The organism is Roseateles sp. GW821-FHT09G03, from assembly GCF_059416045.1.
In genome coordinates this window covers 72,120-90,397 of sequence record NZ_JBWKOK010000006.1, presented here as the reverse complement: position 1 = coordinate 90,397, position 18,278 = coordinate 72,120, and the positions used below count along the sequence as shown (strand labels likewise).

The following is an 18,278-nucleotide window of genomic DNA, read 5'->3' as shown; positions in this document are numbered from 1 at the left end:
CCGCATGACGGTTCCGTGACGCTCCGTTTTTCTTGCTTGACACCGCAGGTCGCGCACCCCGAAGCTGGCCCGGCAGCACAAGGGAGTCCATGAAAACGCAAGACCCTGGTCCTGGCCGGCAAGCCCTGAACGCGCTCTATACGCGCCGTGCGCCGGTGTACGACTACGAGCTGATGCCGGTGGCGCCGCTGCGGCGCGAGGCGATCGCGTTGCTCGACCTGCAGCCGGGGCAGACGGTGCTCGACGTCGGCGCGGGCACCGGGTTGAGCCTGCCCGGGCTGAGCGCGGCGGTGGGGCGTACCGGCCGGATCGTCGCCGTCGAGCCCTGCGAGACGATGATGCGCCAAGCCAAGCAGCGCGCGAGGGTGGACCACCTCCCGGCACCGATAGCCTTCCTGGGCGCCACGGCGGAAGACGCGGACTACGCGTCCGTCCTCGGCACACGCCGCGCGGATGCGGCGATCTTCTTCTTCACGCACGACGTGCTGCAGAGCGAGGAAGGTCTGGCACGCGCCTTCGCGGCCCTCAAGCCCGGCGCACGCATCGTGGCCGCGGGACTCGCTTGGGCGCCGCCGTGGATGCCGATGAGCAACCTGTTCGTGCTCGGCGCGGCGATGCATTCGATCGTGCGCATGGATGGTCTCGAGTGCCCGTGGCGCTTGCTCGAGTCCCGGATGAAAAACGCGGAGGTCGAGCGCCGCTGGCTCGCCTCCGCGTATGTGTTGACCGGTTTCTCTCAACATCGTTGAGAGTTTTTCGATCAGTCCTCCAACGGCACAAAGATCCACAGCAGCAAATACAGCAGCACCCCACCCCCAGCGCACGTCGTGAGCGCCACGAACACGATCCGCCAGAACCAAGCCGCCAGACCGCTCAGCCGGGCGAGCCCGCCGCACACGCCGCCGATCCAGCGGTCGTCGCGGCTGCGGCGGAAGGTATTGATCGCGTTCACCACCGGTGCCCCGCTGGCGCCGCCGTGCGGCGTGGCGTACGCATAGGAGGTCGAAGACGACGACCGGCTGCTGGCGTTCAGCACCCGCTCCTTGGCCTTGGCGAACTCCTCGTCGCTGAGGATGCCGCGTTGATGCAGATCGGCCAGTCGGCTGAGTTCTTCGCTGTCGGACATGGTGGGCTCCTTTCCCGGAGGGTCGTGCATCGGAAGATGCGATGGGTTGAAGACTACGCATCCGTCCCGCCCGCCGCGAGGCGCGTGCGACCGGCTGCATCTGGGCGCGATGCGGAGCGGATGAGGCGCGACAGGGCGTTTCCACCCAGGACCGGCGTCGCGCGGCGGACTAGCATTCCCGTCCATGAACCTCGAAACCATCGAACTGCAGACCCGCGAGGCGCCCCGTTTCAGCCTGCTGGTGCTGCACGGCCTGGGCGCCGACGGCAACGACTTCGTCCCCGTGGTCCAGGCCCTGGACCTGTCGCCGGTGCTGGCGCTGGGCGGCTTGCGCGTCGTGCTGCCGAGCGCCCCCGAGATCCCCGTCACCATCAACGGCGGCATGCGCATGCGCGCCTGGTACGACATCCGCCACGGCGACCTCAGCCAGCGCGAAGACGCCGACGGTCTGCGCGTGTCGCAGCGCCTGATCGAGGACCTGATCGCCCGCGAGGAAAGCGAGTTCGGCATCCCGCCGGAACGCGTCGTGCTGATGGGCTTCTCGCAGGGTTGCGCGATGACGCTGATGACCGGGCTGAGGTATCCGAAGCGGCTGGCGGGACTCGTCGGCTTGTCCGGCTATCTGCCCGTGCTGGGCACGACCGAGGCTGAACGGAACACCGCCAATGCGGACACGCCGATCTTCCTGGCCCACGGCAGCAATGACGGCGTCGTCGTGCCCGCAAGAGCGCACGCCTCGCTCGCCGAACTGCAGCGGCTCGGCCACAACGTCGAGTGGCATGAGTACCCGATGGCCCACGAGGTCAGCCAGGAAGAGATCCAGGACCTGCAGGCCTGGCTCGTGAAGACGCTCACCGCCGCGGGAGGTGCCCAATGACCCGGCGCTTCCAGTCCTCGCTCCCCGCGCTGTCGCTCGCCCTGCTGCCGTTTGTGCCGCTGTCGCCGTTGTCGGCGGTCACGCCGCCGCAGTCCGTCACGCCGGTCGCCGCCGCGGCCGCCTCCGTGGCGCAGCCCGTCGCCGCCAAGCTGCCGATCACGCACGACGTCTACGCCACCTGGCGCAGCATCCAGCACACGCAGCTGAGCCGCGATGGGCAATGGATCGCCTACGCGCTGGTCGCGCAGGAGGCCGATGGCGAACTCGTCGTGCGCCACGTGGCCGACGGCCGCGAGTACCGCGCGCCGCGGGGCACCTCGCCGCAGTTCAGCGCCGACGGGCGCTTCGTCGCCTTCGCGGTACAACCGACGCGCGTCGAGCTCGACAAGGCGAAGAAGGACAAGAAGAAGGGCGACGACGCGCCCAAGGCCGGCGCGGCCTGGATGGATCTCGCCACCGGCAAGGTCGAGACCGTCGAGCGTGTGAAGCGCCTCGCCTGGGGCAAGGACGGCGGGCAGCATCTGGCGCTGCTGCTGGAGGCACCGGCGAAGAAGGAGGCGAAGGCTCCGGCGGCGAAAACCGACGAAGCGGATGACCTGTTCGATCAGGAAGCCCCGGCCGAAGGCGGCGGTCCGTCCGCGAAGAAGGCGCCCGGCAACGACCTGCTGCTGATCGACGCGGAGACCAAGCAGCGCAACACCTTCAAGGACGCGTCGGACTTCGCCTGGAACAACGGCGGCACGCTGCTGGCCTACGTGGTCTCCGTCAAGGAGCCGGCGAAGAAGGAGGCGGCCAAGCCGGCCGCGGGGCCAGCGCCGGCAGCACCATCCGCGCCGGTCGTGCCGGCGTCGACGGCTCCGAATGCTTCCGGCGCGTCGGACGCCGCGGCCGTCGTCGCCGAGGCAAGACCTGCCCCCGACGAGACCGCTCGCGAAGGCGTCTACCTCATCGACCCCGCCGCGCCGACGCAGGCGCGCGCAGTGATGTCCGGCGCCGGCAGCTACAAGCAGCTGCGCTTCGATGAGGCCGGCCGCCGACTGGCCTTCGTCAGCAACCGCGACCACGTCGCCGACACCAAGGCCGCCGAGAAGGCAGAGAAGGCCAAGAAGGCCGACGACAAGAAGGAAGAGAAGAAGGACGAGAAGGTCGACAAGCCCGATCCGACGCCGTTCAAGCTCTTCCTGTGGAAGGCCGGCCAGGAGCGCGCGGCGGTGCTGGTCAGCGCCGGGACCGCCGGCATGCCCGCCGGCTGGACGCCGAGCGAGCACGCCGCGCTCGCCTTCAGCAAGGACGGGCAGCGCCTGTTCCTCGGCACCGCCGAGCTCCCCGCGCCGGAACCCAAGGATGCGCCCGAGCCGATGAAGGTCGACCTCTGGCACTGGAAGGATCCGGAGCTGCAATCCGCGCAGAAGGCCAAGGCGGAGCGGGAACGCGCCCGCAGCTACCGCGCGGTCGTGCACCTGGGCAGCGACGTCGACGCGGCGCGCTTCGTGCAGCTCGCGACCAAGGAACTTCCGACGATCCAGGTCAACGAGAACGCCACCGTCGCGCTCGGCCTGAGCGAGCTGCCTTATCGCCAGCTGATGTCGTGGGAAGGCGCCTACATGGACGCCTATGCCGTCGACCTGAACACCGGGGCGGCGAAGCCGCTGGCGCGCAAGCTCCGCCACGCGCCGACGCTGTCGCCCGCCGGCCGCTACGTGCTGGGCTTCGACGCGCCGGCCGCGCGCTGGATGGCCTGGCGCACCGACACCGCCGCCGCCATCGACCTGACCGGCAAGATCAAGTCGCGCTTCGACAACGACGACCGCGACGTGCCCGACCTGCCCTCTCCCTACGGCAGCGCGGGCTGGACCGCGGACGACGACAGCGTCGTCGTCTACGACAAGTTCGACCTCTGGGCCGTGCAGCCGGCCACCGGCCAGTCGCGCAACCTCACGCAGGGCTGGGGCCGCAAGCAGCAGCTGCAACTGCGCGTCGTGCCGCTCGACCCTGAGGACGCCGACAAGAAGCCGCTGCCCGCCGACGCGCTGACACTGACCGGCACCCACGACATCACCCGCGCCAGCGGCTACTTCCGCGTCGATGCGACCGGCGGCGCGCCCAAGGCGCTGATCCAGGACGACCGCATGATCGGCGGCCTGATCAAGGCCAAGGACGCGGACCGCATCGTCTTCACGCAGCAGAGCTTCACGCAGTTCCCGGACCTGTGGACCTCGACGCTCGCGTTCCAGCAGCCGCAGCAGATCAGCGACGCCAACCCGCAGCAGTCGCGGTATGCGTGGGGCACGCAGGAGCTGGTCGAGTACACCGCCGCCGACGGCAAGAAGCTGCGCGCGCTGCTGGCCAAGCCGGCCGACTTCGATCCGAAGAAGCAGTATCCGATGATGGTCTACATCTACGAGAAGATGACCGACAACCGGTACCGCTACATCCCGCCGGCGCCAGCGCAGAACATCAACGTCACGCGCTACGTCAGCAACGGCTACCTGGTGCTGCGGCCGGACATCGTCTACACGACGGGACAACCGGGCAAGAGTGCGATGAACACGGTGCTGCCGGCGATCCGCCAGCAGATCGCCAAGGGCTACGTCGATCCCAAGCGCGTGGGCATCCAGGGCCACAGCTGGGGGGCGTACCAGATCAACTACCTGATCACGCACACCAACCAGTTCCGCGCGGCCGAGGCCGGCGCGTCCATGGCCAACATGATCAGCGGCTACGGCGGCATCCGCTGGGGCGCGGGCATCAGCCGCGCGTTCCAGTACGAGCACGGCCAGAGCCGCATCGGCGCCACGCCGTGGGAGCGTCCGGACCTGTACCTGGAGAACTCGCCGATCTTCCGCGTCGACAAGGTCACCACGCCTTACCTGACCATCCACAACGACGAGGACGACGCGGTGCCCTGGTACCAGGGCATCGAGTTCTTCACCGCGTTGCGCCGCCTGGGCAAGGAAGCGTACTGGTTCAACTACAACGGCGAGAAGCACGGCCTGCGCGACCGCGACAACATGAAGCACTACACCGTGCACATGGCCGAGTTCTTCGACCACTACCTGCTCGGCAGCCCACGCCCCACGTGGATGGACCAGCCGGTGCCCTACCTCGAGCGCGGCAAGCGCGACGTGATGGGTCAGTTCAAGCCGGCGACGCCGCCAGCGGAGACCGCCGTCGCCAAGGGGCAGGAATCGCCGGCCACCACGAGCGCCAAGTAGGCCTCAGCGCGGCGGTTCCGCGTTCTGCGCCGCGTACCGCGCGCTCTCGATGCGCTCGCCGATCGGCGGGTGCGTCGAGAGCCACGGGGTGCCACTGTCGACGCGGCCGTCCCGCCGCATCTGCTCCAGGATCTTGAGCCACGCGCCGACCAGCGTCTCGTTGGGCAGGTGTTCACGCAGGATCAGGCGTTGCGCCTCGGCGTCGGATTCGCGCTCCGCGTCGCGCGAGTAGCGCAGCGACTGCGCACTCGCCAGCGTCCCCGCGGCGACCGATGAGAAGTCGCCCATCACGACACCCGCCACCGACAGCAGACTGGCGCCGTGCATCAGGTGGCGCATCGCGTGCCGGTGCTTCACATGGCCGGCTTCGTGGCCGAGCACGGCGATCAGCTCGTCATCGCTCAGCGCCTCGACCAACCCGTCGAAGACGAAGATCGTGCCGTTGGGCAACGCCATTGCGTTGAAGCCGGGGAGATCGCCCTGGCGCGCAAAACGGACGTCCAGCGCCATGCCCGGGAACACGCGACCGGCGATGTCGGCGAAGCGCGCGCGGATCGCCTGCTGGCGCTGCACCGGCAGGCGGGACGGCCGCAGCCACGTGGCCTCGATCTGCTGCTCGATCCGCTGGCCGACGGCGACATCGAGCTGCGCCGGGATCAGCGGCAGCGTGGCACGCGCCAGCAGGCCCGCGCCCTGGCGGTCGAACCACACGACCAGCGCGATCAGCGCCACCAGCGCACACACGGCCAGGCTCCAGCTGCTGATGATCAGCGACGTCAGCGATTGGCCGCCAAGCGCGCGCCCCATGGCGCTGTCCGCGGGCAGCCAGACCGTGCCGCCGTCCGGCAGGCCGACCGGCGTCGGACGGTCGCGCCACCATTCGCCGACCTGCAGCGCCTTGCGGGCGTAGCGGCGCAGTCCGGGCATCGACGGCCGCGACGCGGCCAGCTCGGCTTCCGACGGCGGCATCGAGGACGACGATTGCGGGAGCGGCGGCCACGGCATGAATTCGAAGTGGTTGCGGCTCAGGCGCACGCGGACCTCGCGGGGCCGGTTCCCGACGCCGTCGAACCAGCGGGCCGTGGCGGTGTGGGTCTGAGGTTTCATGTCAGGTCCCGCGCGCTCACCAGCCGATGTCCAGGCCGAAGGCCTCGGCGGCGCCATCGCCGATCGCGCCGCGGCCGCGACGCTGCGGGGCCGTCACGACCAGCTCGCCGATCGGGGTGTCGGACAGCACGACCAGACCCTCGATGCGTTGCTTGGCAACGCGCACGGCGAGGAAGGGCCAATACAGGCCCAGCGTCAGCAGCGTCAGCAGGCCGTGCGCCAGCAGCGTCTTGAAGAGCGTGAACTCGGAGATCGCATAGGCGAATCCGACGCCGCCCGACAACTGGGTGCGGGTCCACGTCAGTTGCTGAAGCCGCGCGACGTAGACCGGCCAGGCGAAGGTCCAGACCACGGCGAACGCCAAGAGCGGCAACACCATGCCGATCGGACCGTCTTCCGTCCCCGGCACCAGCGTCAGCGCGGCGGACACGCCGAAGCCGAGCAGCGCGGCCACCGCGCCGCCGACGATCAGCGCCAGGCCCAGGCGCACGTACAGGCCGTAGAACGCGTCCACGGACAGCTGGAAGTCGAAGGCGAGCGTGCCGTAGCGGGCATGGCGATGCTGGAAGCGCTTGAGCCGGCCGTGCGCAAGCGGGAGCAGCAGGACGAGCGTCAGCCCCGACAAGCCGTCGACGAGGGGATTCAGGCCCCAGCTCGCGACGACCGAGACCAGCGTCCATGCCACCAGCAGCGGCAGGCAGGAGGCGTACACGGTGACGGCGTTCGCCTGGAACCCGAAGCGCAGGCCACGCCAGCTGGTGTTGCCCAGTTTGAAGCGCTGCGCACCCGCGAACAGCATCGGCCCGACCGCGTACACCACTGCCAGCATGGCGAAGCCCGCCAGCACGGACCACTCGAACGCATGGGCGTAGGCGCCCAGCAGGATCAGCGCCACCACGCGTCCGGCGAGGATGCGGCGCGGGTCGCCGTGGAAATCGAAGGGTTCGCCGGCCAGCAGCGTGTGTCGCGCAAACCAGCTCGCCTTGCGGCGCTTCGCCCAGGCGGAGTAGATGCCCAGCGTCGCCAGGGTCAGCAGCGTGTTGACGATCCAGACGCGGAAGTAGTCGCCGCCGGTGCCGGTGAACTCCAGGCGCTGCGCATGCCGCTTGGCGACAGGCGCGTCTCGCGCCGGGGCGGCGGCGGGAGCTCCGGTGGCTGATCCCGCAGGCATCGAGGCCCCCGCCGGACGCGCCGAGGCCGCCCCGCGCGCAGGCGCAGGCACAGGCTTCGCAGGCGTCGGTGCCTTCGGCACCAGCGTCAGCTCGGTGTTGCTCTCGATCAATCCCTCTACTCCCGGGCCCTTCTGGGCCGGGCGAGAGTCTACTAAAGCGCCTCGGCGCCCAGTTGCCCTCGGACGAGCGCGTGATGCCGGGCGTCAGCCGGCTCGAACAGCGCCACCAGCGCCGCCATCAGCGCGCGTGCCTTGTCCGAGTTGTCGCCTTCGTAGTTGCAGACGTAGACGTCCAGCGTGACCGAGGCGATCTCCGGCCAGGTGTGGAGCGCCACGTGGGACTCCGCGAGCAGCAGCATGCCGGTGATGCCGCCGGGCTGACCGTCCAAGGCATCGGGGAAGCGGTGCCAGTGTTCACCGACGACGGACAGGCCGGCGGCCTCCGCTGCCGCGCGGATTGCCCGCGCAAGACCTGACCCGTCCGTGAGCAGGGCGTCGTTGGCGCAACCGGCCAGGTCGGCTGTGAGGTGCAGGCCGTTCATGGACGAGGAGTGTAGGGTCACAGTCCTTCGGAGGCCGGAGCGTTGGCCGCCTGTGCGTGGGGCCCCGGAGTCAAGCTCCGAAACCCCACGCACAGCCGTCCCCAACCACTGTCTTCCTGCGACGGATTGGGACCGAGTCAGGCGGTCGGCTGTTGTTCGGCTTCGGCGTCGGCGAGAAGCGCGTGGCAGCGCTCTTCGTGCTGGGCGATCTCTGCGAGCGTGATCTCGATGTCGTTCAGTTGCTGCTGCAACTGGCGACGGTGCTGCTCCAGGACACCCAGGAACGCGCGCGCCTGCGGCACGGTGTCGGACTGGCTGTCGTACATGTCGACCAACTGCTTGATCTCTTGCAGCGACAGGCCCAGCCGCTTGCCGCGCAGCGTCAGCTTCAGCCGGGTGCGGTCGCGCTGCGTGTAGACACGGTTGCGGCCGGCGCGAGCCGGCGTCAGCAGGCCCATGTCCTCGTAAAAACGGATCGCGCGGGGGGTGATGTCGAACTCGGCCGCCAGTTCGGTGATCGTGAACAGCGGCCCCGCGTCATCGCCGGCCTCGGGCAGCGCGTCCTCGGGCAGGTCATCGGCCGGGGTCGGGCGGGAAGAGGGGCTCATGGCTACACTGGCAAATGACGTTGACGTAAACGTAAGTCTAAAGCCATGGCCAACCCCCGCGAATCGGAACTCTCCTACCCCCTGGGCGACACGCTGCCAGGCCCCGGCGAAGCGCTGGACCTGCTGCCCGGCGTGCGCTGGGTGCGGATGGGGCTGCCCTTCGCGCTGGACCACATCAACCTCTGGCTGCTGCGCGACGTGCTGGACAGTCGCGAGGGCTGGACCATCGTCGACTGCGGCATCCACAACGACACCACGAAGGCGAACTGGGAGCGCGTTTTCGCCGAACGCCTGGACGGCCTGCCGGTGCTGCGCGTGATCGTCACGCACTTCCATCCCGACCACCTGGGACTGGGGCATTGGCTGACCGAGAAGTGGCAGTGCAGGCTCTGGATCAGCGCCACGGATTACCAGCTGGCGCGCGTCGCCTCCTCGTCGACGGTCGGCCTGGGCGGCGAAGCGGCGGCGGCGTTCTTCGGCAGCCATGGGCTGAGCGATCCGGCGGCGCTGGAGAAGATCCGCGGCCGCGCGAGCTACTACCCGAGCATGGTGCCGGCGATCCCGGCGGCGTTCCGCCGGCTCATGGACGGCATGACGGTGCGCATCGGCGATCACGACTGGCGCTGCCTCGTGGGTTACGGCCATGCGCCGGAGCACATCAGCCTGTTCAGTGAATCGCTGGGCGTGATGATCTCCGGCGACATGATGCTGCCGAGGATCTCGACCAACATCTCCGTCCTCGACGTGGAGCCGGAGGCCGATCCGCTGCAGCTCTACCTGGACTCGATCGCGCGGCTGAGCGCCCTGCCGGCCGACACGCTGGTGCTGCCCGCGCATGGCAAGCCGTTCCGCGGTCTGCATGCGCGCATCGACCAGCTCGAGGAACACCATCGGGAACGTCTGGCGGAAGTGCTGGAAGCCTGCACCGCGAAGCCCTGTCACGCGGCCGAGCTGCTGCCGATGATGTTCCGCCGGCCGCTGGACCTGCACCAGACGACCTTCGCGATGGGCGAGGCGGTGGCCCATCTGAACCGGCTGTGGCTGGGCGGGCAGTTGCGCCGTTCGCTGGACGAGGACGGCATCCATCGCTTCTCAGCGTGACGGCGTGACGGCGTGAAAGCTTGAAGGTTGGAGATCACCGCGCCATCCCGGCGCTGATCGACGCAAGAACTGACCCCCAGAAAGACAGTCGCCGCCGCCCCGATCACGGGACGGCGGCGCTGCGCCTTTTTATGCATCAGCTTGTCGGCTCTGAGCGCGGGTTGTCCTGACGCAGCCTGCCGGCTGGGGAACCCTGGGCGCCGCCGGGAGCGGAACGCGGGAGGAAGTTCTGACTCAGATGCGAGTGATGACAGCAATCCCCAGTGTGTACCGCCACTCAAATCAGCTACAAGCCCCCCTGAAGGGGGAACCCTTTGAAACGTAGCGGTACCAAGCCTTCTTGCCCCTTCTTGCTCCCTCTCCCGCTTGCGGGAAAGGGTTGGGGTGAGGGCCAGCGGCGGTGGCAGTACCGAAGCCTTTTACGCCTCGTCCATCAACGGCAGCACCGCCTGTTTGAGGCGATCGCGCGCGAGTTCGTATTCCGGGAACACGGATCTCACCACCGCCCAGAACCGCGGGCTGTGGTTCATCTCCTTGAGGTGCGCGAGTTCATGCGCGACGACGTAGTCGATCAGCGCCGGCGAGAAGTGGATCAGCCGCCAGTTGAGCCGGATCATCCCGTCCGCGCTGGCGCTGCCCCAGCGCGTCTGCGCGGAGGAGAGCCGCAGCCCCGTCATCGTGACGCCCAGCGGCCCCGCGAAGTGCCGGCAGCGCTGCTCGAAGCGCTGCCGCGCCTGGCGCTGCAGCCAGGCCTGCACCGTGTCGCGGATCTGGTCGGGGGTCGCGTCCTGCGGCAGGCCGAGGTAGAGCATGCGCCGCGGCACGGTGGCCAGCGTCGGCTGCGGATCGGTCTGGCCCTCGTCGAGCCGCGCCCCCGTCAGCGACGGGTCGAGCACCACGATCAGCGGTTCGCCGAGGTAAGGCAGGCTGCAGCCATCCCCCCAGTGGACGCGCGCCGCCTGCGTGCGCCGCGCGCGCTCGCGCTGCTCGACGAGCTTGCGCAGGATCCACTCGCCCTTCTGCTGCAACGCCTTGTCGATGTCGCCCAGCGGTACCCACTTCGGCGCGGACACGCGCAGGCCGTCCTCGCTCACGGTGAAGCCGATGCTGCGGCGACGTGCGCGTTTCAGTTCATAGGGAATGGACTGGCCCTGGAGCAAGACCTGACGCGTGGAGGCGCCGGCATCGCCGCGCGACCGCGGCGTCGGCGCGAGCGGCTCCGGCGGGGGCACCGGAGAGGTCGTCGAGGGAACGGGCTGGGGCTGGGGCTCGGTGTCGAACAGCGACAGCTGCGTGAAGCTGTTCAGCAGCGCACCCAGTCCCCGCAGCTTGGAAGGCAGCATGGACTGCGAGTGTAATCAGGCGGCGGCCGGCGCGGGTGGCGGCGCGGGAGGGGCAGGCGGCGCGGGCGGTGCCTGGGAGACCTCGCCCGACGCGGCGGCCGGATAGGCCGAGGGGTCGAGCACGCGCATCTCGGCCTCGATCCAGGCTTGCACTTCCTTCATCAGCTCGGCCGGCGCGCGACCGGTGCTGGGGATCATCGGACCGATGGAGACATCGATCGTGCCAGGTCTCAACAGGAAGCTCTTGCGCGGCCAGCAGGTCGCGGAGTTCATCGCGATGGGCACCACCGGCACGCCGGTCTCGACCGCCAGGCGCGAGCCGCCGGTCTTGTAGTCGCCGGCCTTGCCGCGCGCCACGCGCGTGCCTTCCGGGAACATGATGATCCAGTTGCCCAGTGCCGCGATCCGCTTGCCCTGCGCGGCCACCTTGTTCCAGGCCTCGCTGCGCTTGCTGCGGTCGATGTGGATCATGTCCAGACGCGCCATGGACCAGCCGAAGAACGGGATGTAGATCAGTTCCCGCTTGAACACGTAGGCCAGCGGCCGCGGCATCAGCATCGGGTAGGCAAAGGTCTCCCAGGTCGACTGGTGCTTGGACAGCAGGATGACCGACTGCGCCGGATCGGTGGGCAGGTGCTCCATGCCGCGCACGCGCCAGTGCACGCCGCAGATGAGCTTGGCGCCCCAGATCGCGACGCGCAGCCAGTTGGCGCACATCCAGTAGAGCTGGGTGCTGTTCAGGAACAGCGAGCACAGCACCACCGCGCTGCCCCAGGGAACGACCGTGACGATCAGGTAGAGGACGAAAAGGAAGGAACGCAGCGCAGTGAGCATCAGCCCAGTTCTCCAGGAGCGGTATCGGGTTCGGCGGATTCGCCCCGCGACTCGGCGCGGGCGCGGCGTTCCGCGTGGATGAGGGTTTCGGCGAAGGCCGCCAGGTCCTGGTGCACGCGCGAGCCGGGCACGAGCGCGATCTGCTCCTGCAGCTGCGCCTCGTCGACGCCGGCGAGCCGGTCGCCGCGCACCAGGTGCGGCACGCAGCCCGCGTTGCGCGCGGTCTGCAGGTCACGCACGCTGGCGCCGACCATGTGGACGTGCTTGAGGTCGACACCGAAGCGCTCGCCGATCTGTTCGATCAGGCCCGGCAGCGGCTTGCGGCAGTTGCAGTTGTCTTCCGGCGCGTGCGGGCAGAAGAACGCGGCGTCGAGCCGGCCGCCCTTCTCCGCCAGCAGCTGGTTGAGCCGCAGGTGGACGGCGTTCAGCGAGGCCATGTCGATCAGCCCGCGGCCGATGCCGGGCTGGTTGGTGGCCATGACGGTGTGCCAGCCGGCGTGGTTCAGCCGCGCGACGGCCTCGAGCGCGCCGGGCAACGGCTCGAGTTCCTCGGGCGACTTCACGTGGTCGTCGCGGTAGCGGTTGATCGTGCCGTCGCGGCCCAGGATCACCAGTTTCATGCCGTGCGGATGGTCGGACCGGGTAGGCATCGTGATCTCCAGTACTGCGCGTGAACGGCTAGGGCGTCGAGGGGGCCGAGGGGGTCGATCAGCCGACGCTCAGACGGCCAGGCGCGAGAGGTCGGCCACGCGGTTCATCGCCTCGTGCAGCTGTTTGAGCAGCGCCTGGCGGTTGGCGCGCAGCGCGGGGTCCTCGGCGTTGACCATCACGTCGTCGAAGAACGCGTCGACCGGCGCCTTCAGCGCGGCCAGCGCCTTCAGCGAACCGGCGTAGTCGTGCTGCTCAAACAGCGCGTCGGCCTGCGGCTTCACGCCGGCCAGCGCGTCGGCGAGCGCCTTCTCGGCGGCCTCGGTCAGCAGCGCGGGGGTCACTTCGGTCGGCAGTTCGCCTTCGACCTTCTTGAGGATGTTGCCCACGCGCTTGTTGGCCGCGGCCAGCGAGGCCGACTCCGGCAGCGCCGCGAAGGCGCGCACGGCACCCAGGCGCTTGGGCACGTCGCCCAGGCGGGCCGGGTTCAGCGCCAGCACGGCATCGACTTCCTGGGCGCTGTAGCCCTGGTCGCGCAGGCTGACCGCCAGGCGGTCGGCGAAGAAGCTCAGCAGCGGCTCGCTCGGGTCCTGGATCAGCTCGCCGAACGCGGGCAGCGCGCCCTCGATCAGCTCGGGCAGCGACAGGTGCATGTGGTTCTCGACCAGGATGCGGATCACGCCCAGCGCATGGCGGCGCAGCGCGAACGGGTCCTTGTCGCCGGTCGGCAGCTGGCCGATGCCGAACAGGCCGACCAGGGTCTCCAGCTTGTCCGCCAGCGCGACGACGGTGCCGGTGTGGTTGCGCGGCAGCGCGTCGCCGGCGAAGCGCGGCTTGTAGTGGTCCTCGATGGCCTTGGCGACGCCGTCGCGCAGGCCTTCATGGCGCGCGTAGTAGCCGCCCATGATGCCCTGCAGCTCGGGGAACTCGCCGACCATGTCGGTCAGCAGGTCGGTCTTGGCCAGCAGCGCGGCTTCCTTGACCTTGCTGTCGAGCATGTCGAACTCGTCCTTGGCTTCCGCCGTGTACGGGTGCTGGGCCATGCGCAGCTGGTTGACGATCGTGTGCGCGATCGCGCGGACGCGTTCGGCGCGGTCGCCCTGGCTGCCGAGCTTGCCGTGGTACACGACCTTGCCCAGGCCTTCGACGCGCGAGGCCAGCGTCTTCTTGCGGTCCTGGTCGAAGAAGAACTTCGCGTCGGCCAGGCGCGGGCGCACGACGCGCTCGTTGCCCTCGACGACCTTGGAGGCGTCGTCCGGATGCACGTTGCTGACGACCAGGAAACGGTGCGTCAGCTTGCCGTGGCTGTCCAGCAGCGGGAAGTATTTCTGGTTGGCCTTCATCGTCAGGATGAGGCACTCCTGCGGCACGGCCAGGAACTCGGGCTCGAACTGGCACGAGAGCACGTTGGGCAGCTCGACCAGCGCGGTGACTTCGTCCAGCAACTCGGGCGCGTCGATGGGCGTCAGGCCCAGCGGCTCGGCCTGCGCCTGCAGCTGGCGCACGATGTCATTGCGGCGCTGCTCGAAGGACGCGATCACGCGGCCTTCCTCGCGCAGCTGCTGCTCGTAGGTGTCGGCGCTCTTGATCTCGATCGAGGCGACGGTGGTTTCGAAGCGGTGGCCGCGCGTCGTGCGGCCGGAGTTCAGGCCCAGCGCGGCGATCTCGACCAGCTCATCGCCATGCAGCGCGATCAGGCCGTGGGCGGGACGGACGAACTTGACGTCGCTCCAGCCGTCGGCCAGTTGATAGGTCATGACCTTGGGGATCGGCAGCTTGGCGAGCGCCTCGTCCAGCGCCTTCTGCAGGCCGTCCTTCAGCGTGACGCCGGCGACGACCGTGTCCAGGAACAGCGCCTCGGCCTTGCCGTCCGGCGCGCGCTTCAAGCTAGTGACGACCGACGCGTCGGCGCCGACCGAGGCCAGCTTCTTCAGCAGCGCGGGCGTCGCGTTGCCCGACGCGTCCAGCGCCACCGCCACCGGCATCAGCTTCTGCTGCACAGCGCGGTCGGCGGCCTTGGCGCCGACACCGGCCACGTGCACGGCGAGCCGGCGCGGCGTGGCGAACGCGGTCACCGCGGCGCCAGCCTCGGCCAGGCCCTGCGCCTTCAGCGAGTCGGCCAGCGCGGACGAGAACGCCTCGCCCAGCTTCTTCAGCGCCTTGGGTGGCAGTTCCTCGACAAACAGTTCGACGAGAAGATTCTTCGTGGTCATGCTGGGGTGTTCCTCGTCGTCAGGCGGCGGTCTTCTTGTCGGACGTCTTGTCCGACTTGTCGGCGGCCTTGTCAGCCTTGGCGGCCGCCTCGGCGCTCTTCTTCTCGATCTGCGCGATCACCTCGTCGGCCCAGTCCTTGGGCGCCATCGGGAAGCCGAGCCGCGCGCGGCTCTCCAGATAGCTCTGCGCCACGGCGCGGGCGAGGTTGCGGATGCGGCCGATGTAGGCGGCACGCTCCGTCACGCTGATCGCGCCGCGCGCGTCCAGCAGGTTGAAGGTGTGGCCAGCCTTGAGCAGTTGCTCGTAGGCGGGCAGCGCCAGATGCACGTCCATCAGGTCCTTGGACTTGCGCTCGTAGGCACCGAAGGCGTTCAGCAGGAAGTCGACGTCGCTGTGCTCGAAGTTGTAGGTCGACTGCTCGACCTCGTTCTGATGGAACACGTCGCCGTAGGTCAGTCCGTCGGTGTAGACCAGGTCGTACACGGACTCCTTGCCCTGCAGGTACATCGCCAGCCGCTCGAGGCCGTAGGTGATCTCGCCGGTGATCGGCTTGCAGTCGATGCCGCCGACCTGCTGGAAGTAGGTGAACTGCGTCACCTCCATGCCGTTGAGCCAGACCTCCCAGCCCAGGCCCCAGCAGCCGAGGGTCGGGTTCTCCCAGTCGTCCTCGACGAAGCGGACGTCGTTCTTCTTCAGGTCGAAGCCCAGCGCCTCCAGCGAGCCGAGGTACAGCTCCAGGATGTTGGCCGGCGCGGGCTTGAGCACGACCTGGAACTGGTAATAGTGCTGCAGGCGGTTCGGGTTCTCGCCGTAGCGGCCGTCCTTGGGACGGCGGCTGGGCTGGACGTAGGCGGCCTTCCAGGGCTCGGGACCGAGCGCGCGCAGGAAGGTCGCGGTGTGGCTGGTGCCGGCGCCGACCTCCATGTCGTAGGGCTGCAGCAGGGCGCAGCCTTGCTGGGACCAGTATTCCTGCAGGCGGAGGATCAGTTGCTGGAAAGTCAGCATAGGGACGTCGGGCCGTCGGCGGGCGTTGGAGAAAACCGGTCGATTCTATGTGCGCCTCGTGCCGCGCACCGGTGTCCCGTCGCGAGGGCGCGGACCCCGATCAGGCGAAGCGCGCCGAGGCGGGACGGCGACGTCCCAGCACCGGCAGCACCCCGAGCGCGGCCAGCGCCCACAAGGGCCAGAGGCCGAGCATCGCGAGCCAGCGCGCATATGGCGTGACGCCGCTGCGGCCATCGACGCTCACTTCCAGCACACCGGCCTGCTCCGCCGGCAGACGTGCGAGCACGCGGCCGCGGTGGTCGACATGCGCGGTCGCACCGGTGTTGGTCGCGCGCACGATGGGGCGCTGGAACTCGAGCGCCCGCATCTGCGAGAACTGCAGGTGCTGATCCTGCACCATGCGCGGCCCGAACCACGCCAGGTTGCTGACGTTGACGAACACGGTCGAGGCCGGCCCGCCGCGGTCGAGCGCGCTGGCGACGACGTCCTCGCCGAACAGATCCTCATAGCAGATCAGCGGCCGCAGCCGCTGTCCCGCGAAGGGCAGCGCGCCCTCGTGCGTGCCGCTGGCCTGGTCGTCCAGGGGGATGTTCATCGCCTTGACGAACCAGTGGAAGCCCGGCGGGATGAACTCGCCGAAGGGCAGCAGGTGGCGCTTGCCGTAGTCGTAGCGTTGCGCGAAGCCCACGCCCACCAGCGAGTTGACGAAGCCGTCGGTCGAATTGCCCAGGAAGGTGCCGAGCAGCAGCGGCCGCGTCTCGGCGCCGCGGCGCAGGCGCTCAATGTGGTCCTCGTCCAGGAAGGCCAGCGGCACCGGCAGCACCGACTCCGGCGTGATCACGACCTGACCCCGCGCGGATTCGATCATCGCGATCAGCTGGTCCAGGTTCTGGTCGAAACGCGCGCGGTCGAACTTCTGATCCTGCGGGATGTTGGGCTGCACCAGCGACACGGTGAGCGTGCCCGTCGAGCGCGTGAAGTCCTGCGGCAGGAACTGCCCTGCCCCGATGCCGGCGACGAGCGCGGCGAGCAGCGCCCAGCGCCGCAGCGCCAGCGCCGCCGCCGTGAGCGCGGCGAGCGCCGTGATGCCGTAGACGCCCAGGTAGGGCGCGAACGCGGCCAGCGGGCCCTGCGTGTGCGCATAGCCGCTGGCGATCCACGGGAAGCCGGTGAGGAAGGTGGCGCGGACGAGTTCCGCCCCCAGCCACAGCCCGGCGAAGGCGGTTGCGCGACGCCATGGCGCTGCGCCGGCCGACCAGCGCGCCGCCAACCCCAGGCCGGCGGCGTAGTAGAGCGACAGGAACAGCGCCAGCGCCAGCACCGCCAGCGCGGACACGGCCGCGGGCAGGTGCCCGAAGTCGTGCATGCTGATGTAGAGCCACCAGAGGCCCGAGGCCATCCAGCCGACGCCGAAGAGCGCGCCGGTCAGCGCGGCGCGTCGCGGCCGCAGGCCGTCGCAGGCCCAGAAGAGCCAGGCCAGCGCCAGCGGCTGCAGCCACCACGCGGGACTGGGCGAGAACGAAGCCGTGTGCACCGCGCCGGCGACGAGCGCCAGCGCGGGATGGCGCAGCCAGGACACCCCGCGGCGCATCAGCCGCTGTGGTCGTCGGCCTCGGAGGCCGGCGCGCGGGTCACCTTGAACCAGCGCACCGCGCCGCCGCGGTTGATCATCACCGAGAAGCGCAGGCCGGCGACCTCGACGGTCTCGCCGCGCCGCGGGACGCGGCCGTGCTCGTGCGCGACCAGGCCGCCGATGGTGTCGAAGTCGGCCACCGACAGCGACAGCCCGAAGGAGTCGTTCACCGCCGCCACGTCGGCATCGCCGGCGACGCGGTAGCTGCCGTCGGCCAGCGTGTAGATGCCGGCATCGCCGTCGCCGACGTCGAATTCATCCTCGATCTCGCCCACGATCTCCTCGAGCACGTCCTCGATGGTGATCAGCCCCGCCGTGTTGCCGAATTCGTCGATGACGATGGCCAGGTGATTGCGGTTGGAGCGGAAATCGCGCAGCAGCTCGTTCAGGCCCTTGCTCTCGGGCACGAAAACTGCCGGGCGCAGCAAGGCGCGCAGGTTCAGTTCCGGCGCGCGCTGGAGCTTGAGCAGGTCCTTGGCCAGCAGGATGCCGATGATGTTGTCGCGCTGGCCGTCGTACACCGGGAAACGCGAGTGGCCGGTGTCGATGACGTTGGCCAGCAGATCGTCGGGGGTCCACTGGATGTCCAGCAGGTCCATCCGGGGCGCGGCGACCATCACGTCGCCGGCGCTGAGTTCGGCCATCCGCAGGACGCCCTCGAGCATTTGGCGCGATTCGGGCGCGATCAGGTCGCGCTCCTCCGCTTCGGCGAAGTTCTCGATCAGCTCGCTGGTCGAGTCGGGCCCGGGGTGCAGGAATTCGAGGACGCGTTCGAGCAGGCCGCGTTGTTCATTGCCACGCCCGCCATGTTTGGCGGGCCGACTAGGCTGAGGTTCAGACACTGGGGTGTGTGC

16 protein-coding genes are annotated in these 18,278 nt (G+C 69.3%); 4 read left to right on the top strand and 12 right to left on the bottom strand.

Features of this window, described 5'->3' with window-relative positions; translation table 11 throughout:
- Nucleotides 1–89: 89 nt before the first annotated feature.
- On the top strand, nt 90–749 hold the full coding sequence (locus AC07OZ_RS21260) for a class I SAM-dependent methyltransferase (protein ID WP_495469070.1): 660 nt from the start codon (nt 90–92) through the stop codon (nt 747–749).
- 11 nt (nt 750–760) lie between these two features.
- Here the strand turns inward: AC07OZ_RS21260 and AC07OZ_RS21255 are convergent, their stop codons facing one another.
- Nucleotides 761–1,126: a PspC domain-containing protein gene (locus AC07OZ_RS21255; RefSeq protein WP_495469069.1), complete on the bottom strand. Its 366-nt coding sequence runs from the start codon at nt 1,124–1,126 to the stop codon at nt 761–763.
- 184 nt (nt 1,127–1,310) lie between these two features.
- On the opposite strand from AC07OZ_RS21255, the gene AC07OZ_RS21250 reads away from it, so the two are divergent.
- A complete protein-coding gene (locus AC07OZ_RS21250) occupies nt 1,311–2,003 on the top strand; it encodes an alpha/beta hydrolase (RefSeq protein WP_495469068.1) in 693 nt (230 codons plus the stop codon).
- Nucleotides 2,000–5,218, top strand: coding sequence for a S9 family peptidase (locus AC07OZ_RS21245; RefSeq protein ID WP_495469067.1), 3,219 nt, complete (start codon nt 2,000–2,002; stop codon nt 5,216–5,218). The genes AC07OZ_RS21250 and AC07OZ_RS21245 overlap by 4 nt, the downstream gene beginning before the upstream one ends.
- Before the next feature lie 3 nt (nt 5,219–5,221).
- Here the strand turns inward: AC07OZ_RS21245 and AC07OZ_RS21240 are convergent, their stop codons facing one another.
- From AC07OZ_RS21240 to AC07OZ_RS21225, 4 genes are all read right to left on the bottom strand, one after another.
- Nucleotides 5,222–6,325, bottom strand: coding sequence for a M48 family metallopeptidase (locus tag AC07OZ_RS21240; RefSeq protein WP_495469066.1), 1,104 nt, complete (start codon nt 6,323–6,325; stop codon nt 5,222–5,224).
- A 16-nt stretch (nt 6,326–6,341) separates the two neighbouring features.
- A complete protein-coding gene (locus tag AC07OZ_RS21235; RefSeq protein ID WP_495469065.1) occupies nt 6,342–7,607 on the bottom strand; it encodes a YjgN family protein in 1,266 nt (421 codons plus the stop codon).
- 41 nt (nt 7,608–7,648) lie between these two features.
- Nucleotides 7,649–8,038: an adenosylmethionine decarboxylase gene (gene speD, locus AC07OZ_RS21230; RefSeq protein WP_495469064.1), complete on the bottom strand. Its 390-nt coding sequence runs from the start codon at nt 8,036–8,038 to the stop codon at nt 7,649–7,651.
- A 137-nt stretch (nt 8,039–8,175) separates the two neighbouring features.
- A complete protein-coding gene (locus tag AC07OZ_RS21225) occupies nt 8,176–8,646 on the bottom strand; it encodes a MerR family transcriptional regulator (protein WP_495469063.1) in 471 nt (156 codons plus the stop codon).
- A gap of 45 nt (nt 8,647–8,691) precedes the next feature.
- On the opposite strand from AC07OZ_RS21225, the gene AC07OZ_RS21220 reads away from it, so the two are divergent.
- Nucleotides 8,692–9,747 carry an MBL fold metallo-hydrolase gene (locus AC07OZ_RS21220; RefSeq protein ID WP_495469062.1) on the top strand — a complete coding sequence of 352 codons (1,056 nt, stop codon included), beginning with the start codon at nt 8,692–8,694 and terminating at the stop codon, nt 9,745–9,747.
- A 419-nt stretch (nt 9,748–10,166) separates the two neighbouring features.
- On the opposite strand, the gene AC07OZ_RS21215 is transcribed toward AC07OZ_RS21220, so the two are convergent.
- From AC07OZ_RS21215 to AC07OZ_RS21185, 7 genes are all read right to left on the bottom strand, one after another.
- On the bottom strand, nt 10,167–11,090 hold the full coding sequence (locus tag AC07OZ_RS21215) for a M48 family metallopeptidase (protein WP_495469061.1): 924 nt from the start codon (nt 11,088–11,090) through the stop codon (nt 10,167–10,169).
- A gap of 15 nt (nt 11,091–11,105) precedes the next feature.
- Nucleotides 11,106–11,924 carry a lysophospholipid acyltransferase family protein gene (locus AC07OZ_RS21210; protein WP_495469060.1) on the bottom strand — a complete coding sequence of 273 codons (819 nt, stop codon included), beginning with the start codon at nt 11,922–11,924 and terminating at the stop codon, nt 11,106–11,108.
- The gene (gene gmhB / locus AC07OZ_RS21205) at nt 11,924–12,574 is read right to left on the bottom strand and encodes a D-glycero-beta-D-manno-heptose 1,7-bisphosphate 7-phosphatase (RefSeq protein WP_495469059.1); all 651 of its coding nucleotides are present in this window, start codon (nt 12,572–12,574) and stop codon (nt 11,924–11,926) included. The genes AC07OZ_RS21210 and gmhB overlap by 1 nt, the downstream gene beginning before the upstream one ends.
- A gap of 69 nt (nt 12,575–12,643) precedes the next feature.
- Nucleotides 12,644–14,785: a glycine--tRNA ligase subunit beta gene (glyS, locus tag AC07OZ_RS21200; protein ID WP_495469058.1), complete on the bottom strand. Its 2,142-nt coding sequence runs from the start codon at nt 14,783–14,785 to the stop codon at nt 12,644–12,646.
- Between the two features lie 19 nt (nt 14,786–14,804).
- Nucleotides 14,805–15,791, bottom strand: a complete 987-nt coding sequence (gene glyQ, locus AC07OZ_RS21195) for a glycine--tRNA ligase subunit alpha (protein WP_495469057.1) — start codon at nt 15,789–15,791, stop codon at nt 14,805–14,807.
- Nucleotides 15,792–15,891: 100 nt separating this feature from the next.
- On the bottom strand, nt 15,892–17,382 hold the full coding sequence (gene lnt, locus AC07OZ_RS21190; protein WP_495469056.1) for an apolipoprotein N-acyltransferase: 1,491 nt from the start codon (nt 17,380–17,382) through the stop codon (nt 15,892–15,894).
- Nucleotides 17,382–18,266 carry a CorC family transporter gene (locus AC07OZ_RS21185; RefSeq protein WP_495469055.1) on the bottom strand — a complete coding sequence of 295 codons (885 nt, stop codon included), beginning with the start codon at nt 18,264–18,266 and terminating at the stop codon, nt 17,382–17,384. Before AC07OZ_RS21185 ends, lnt begins: the two co-directional genes overlap by 1 nt.
- Nucleotides 18,267–18,278 lie beyond the last annotated feature (12 nt).

Coding starts and splice junctions, on each gene's coding strand:
- AC07OZ_RS21210 (WP_495469060.1), bottom strand. CDS start 11,924: ATGCTCACTGCGCTGCGTTCCTTCCTTTTCGTCCTCTACCTGATCGTC.
- AC07OZ_RS21245 (WP_495469067.1), top strand. CDS start 2,000: ATGACCCGGCGCTTCCAGTCCTCGCTCCCCGCGCTGTCGCTCGCCCTG.
- speD (WP_495469064.1), bottom strand. CDS start 8,038: ATGAACGGCCTGCACCTCACAGCCGACCTGGCCGGTTGCGCCAACGAC.
- lnt (WP_495469056.1), bottom strand. CDS start 17,382: ATGCGCCGCGGGGTGTCCTGGCTGCGCCATCCCGCGCTGGCGCTCGTC.
- AC07OZ_RS21255 (WP_495469069.1), bottom strand. CDS start 1,126: ATGTCCGACAGCGAAGAACTCAGCCGACTGGCCGATCTGCATCAACGC.
- AC07OZ_RS21240 (WP_495469066.1), bottom strand. CDS start 6,325: ATGAAACCTCAGACCCACACCGCCACGGCCCGCTGGTTCGACGGCGTC.
- AC07OZ_RS21215 (WP_495469061.1), bottom strand. CDS start 11,090: ATGCTGCCTTCCAAGCTGCGGGGACTGGGTGCGCTGCTGAACAGCTTC.
- AC07OZ_RS21260 (WP_495469070.1), top strand. CDS start 90: ATGAAAACGCAAGACCCTGGTCCTGGCCGGCAAGCCCTGAACGCGCTC.
- glyQ (WP_495469057.1), bottom strand. CDS start 15,791: ATGCTGACTTTCCAGCAACTGATCCTCCGCCTGCAGGAATACTGGTCC.
- AC07OZ_RS21225 (WP_495469063.1), bottom strand. CDS start 8,646: ATGAGCCCCTCTTCCCGCCCGACCCCGGCCGATGACCTGCCCGAGGAC.
- gmhB (WP_495469059.1), bottom strand. CDS start 12,574: ATGCCTACCCGGTCCGACCATCCGCACGGCATGAAACTGGTGATCCTG.
- AC07OZ_RS21250 (WP_495469068.1), top strand. CDS start 1,311: ATGAACCTCGAAACCATCGAACTGCAGACCCGCGAGGCGCCCCGTTTC.
- glyS (WP_495469058.1), bottom strand. CDS start 14,785: ATGACCACGAAGAATCTTCTCGTCGAACTGTTTGTCGAGGAACTGCCA.
- AC07OZ_RS21220 (WP_495469062.1), top strand. CDS start 8,692: ATGGCCAACCCCCGCGAATCGGAACTCTCCTACCCCCTGGGCGACACG.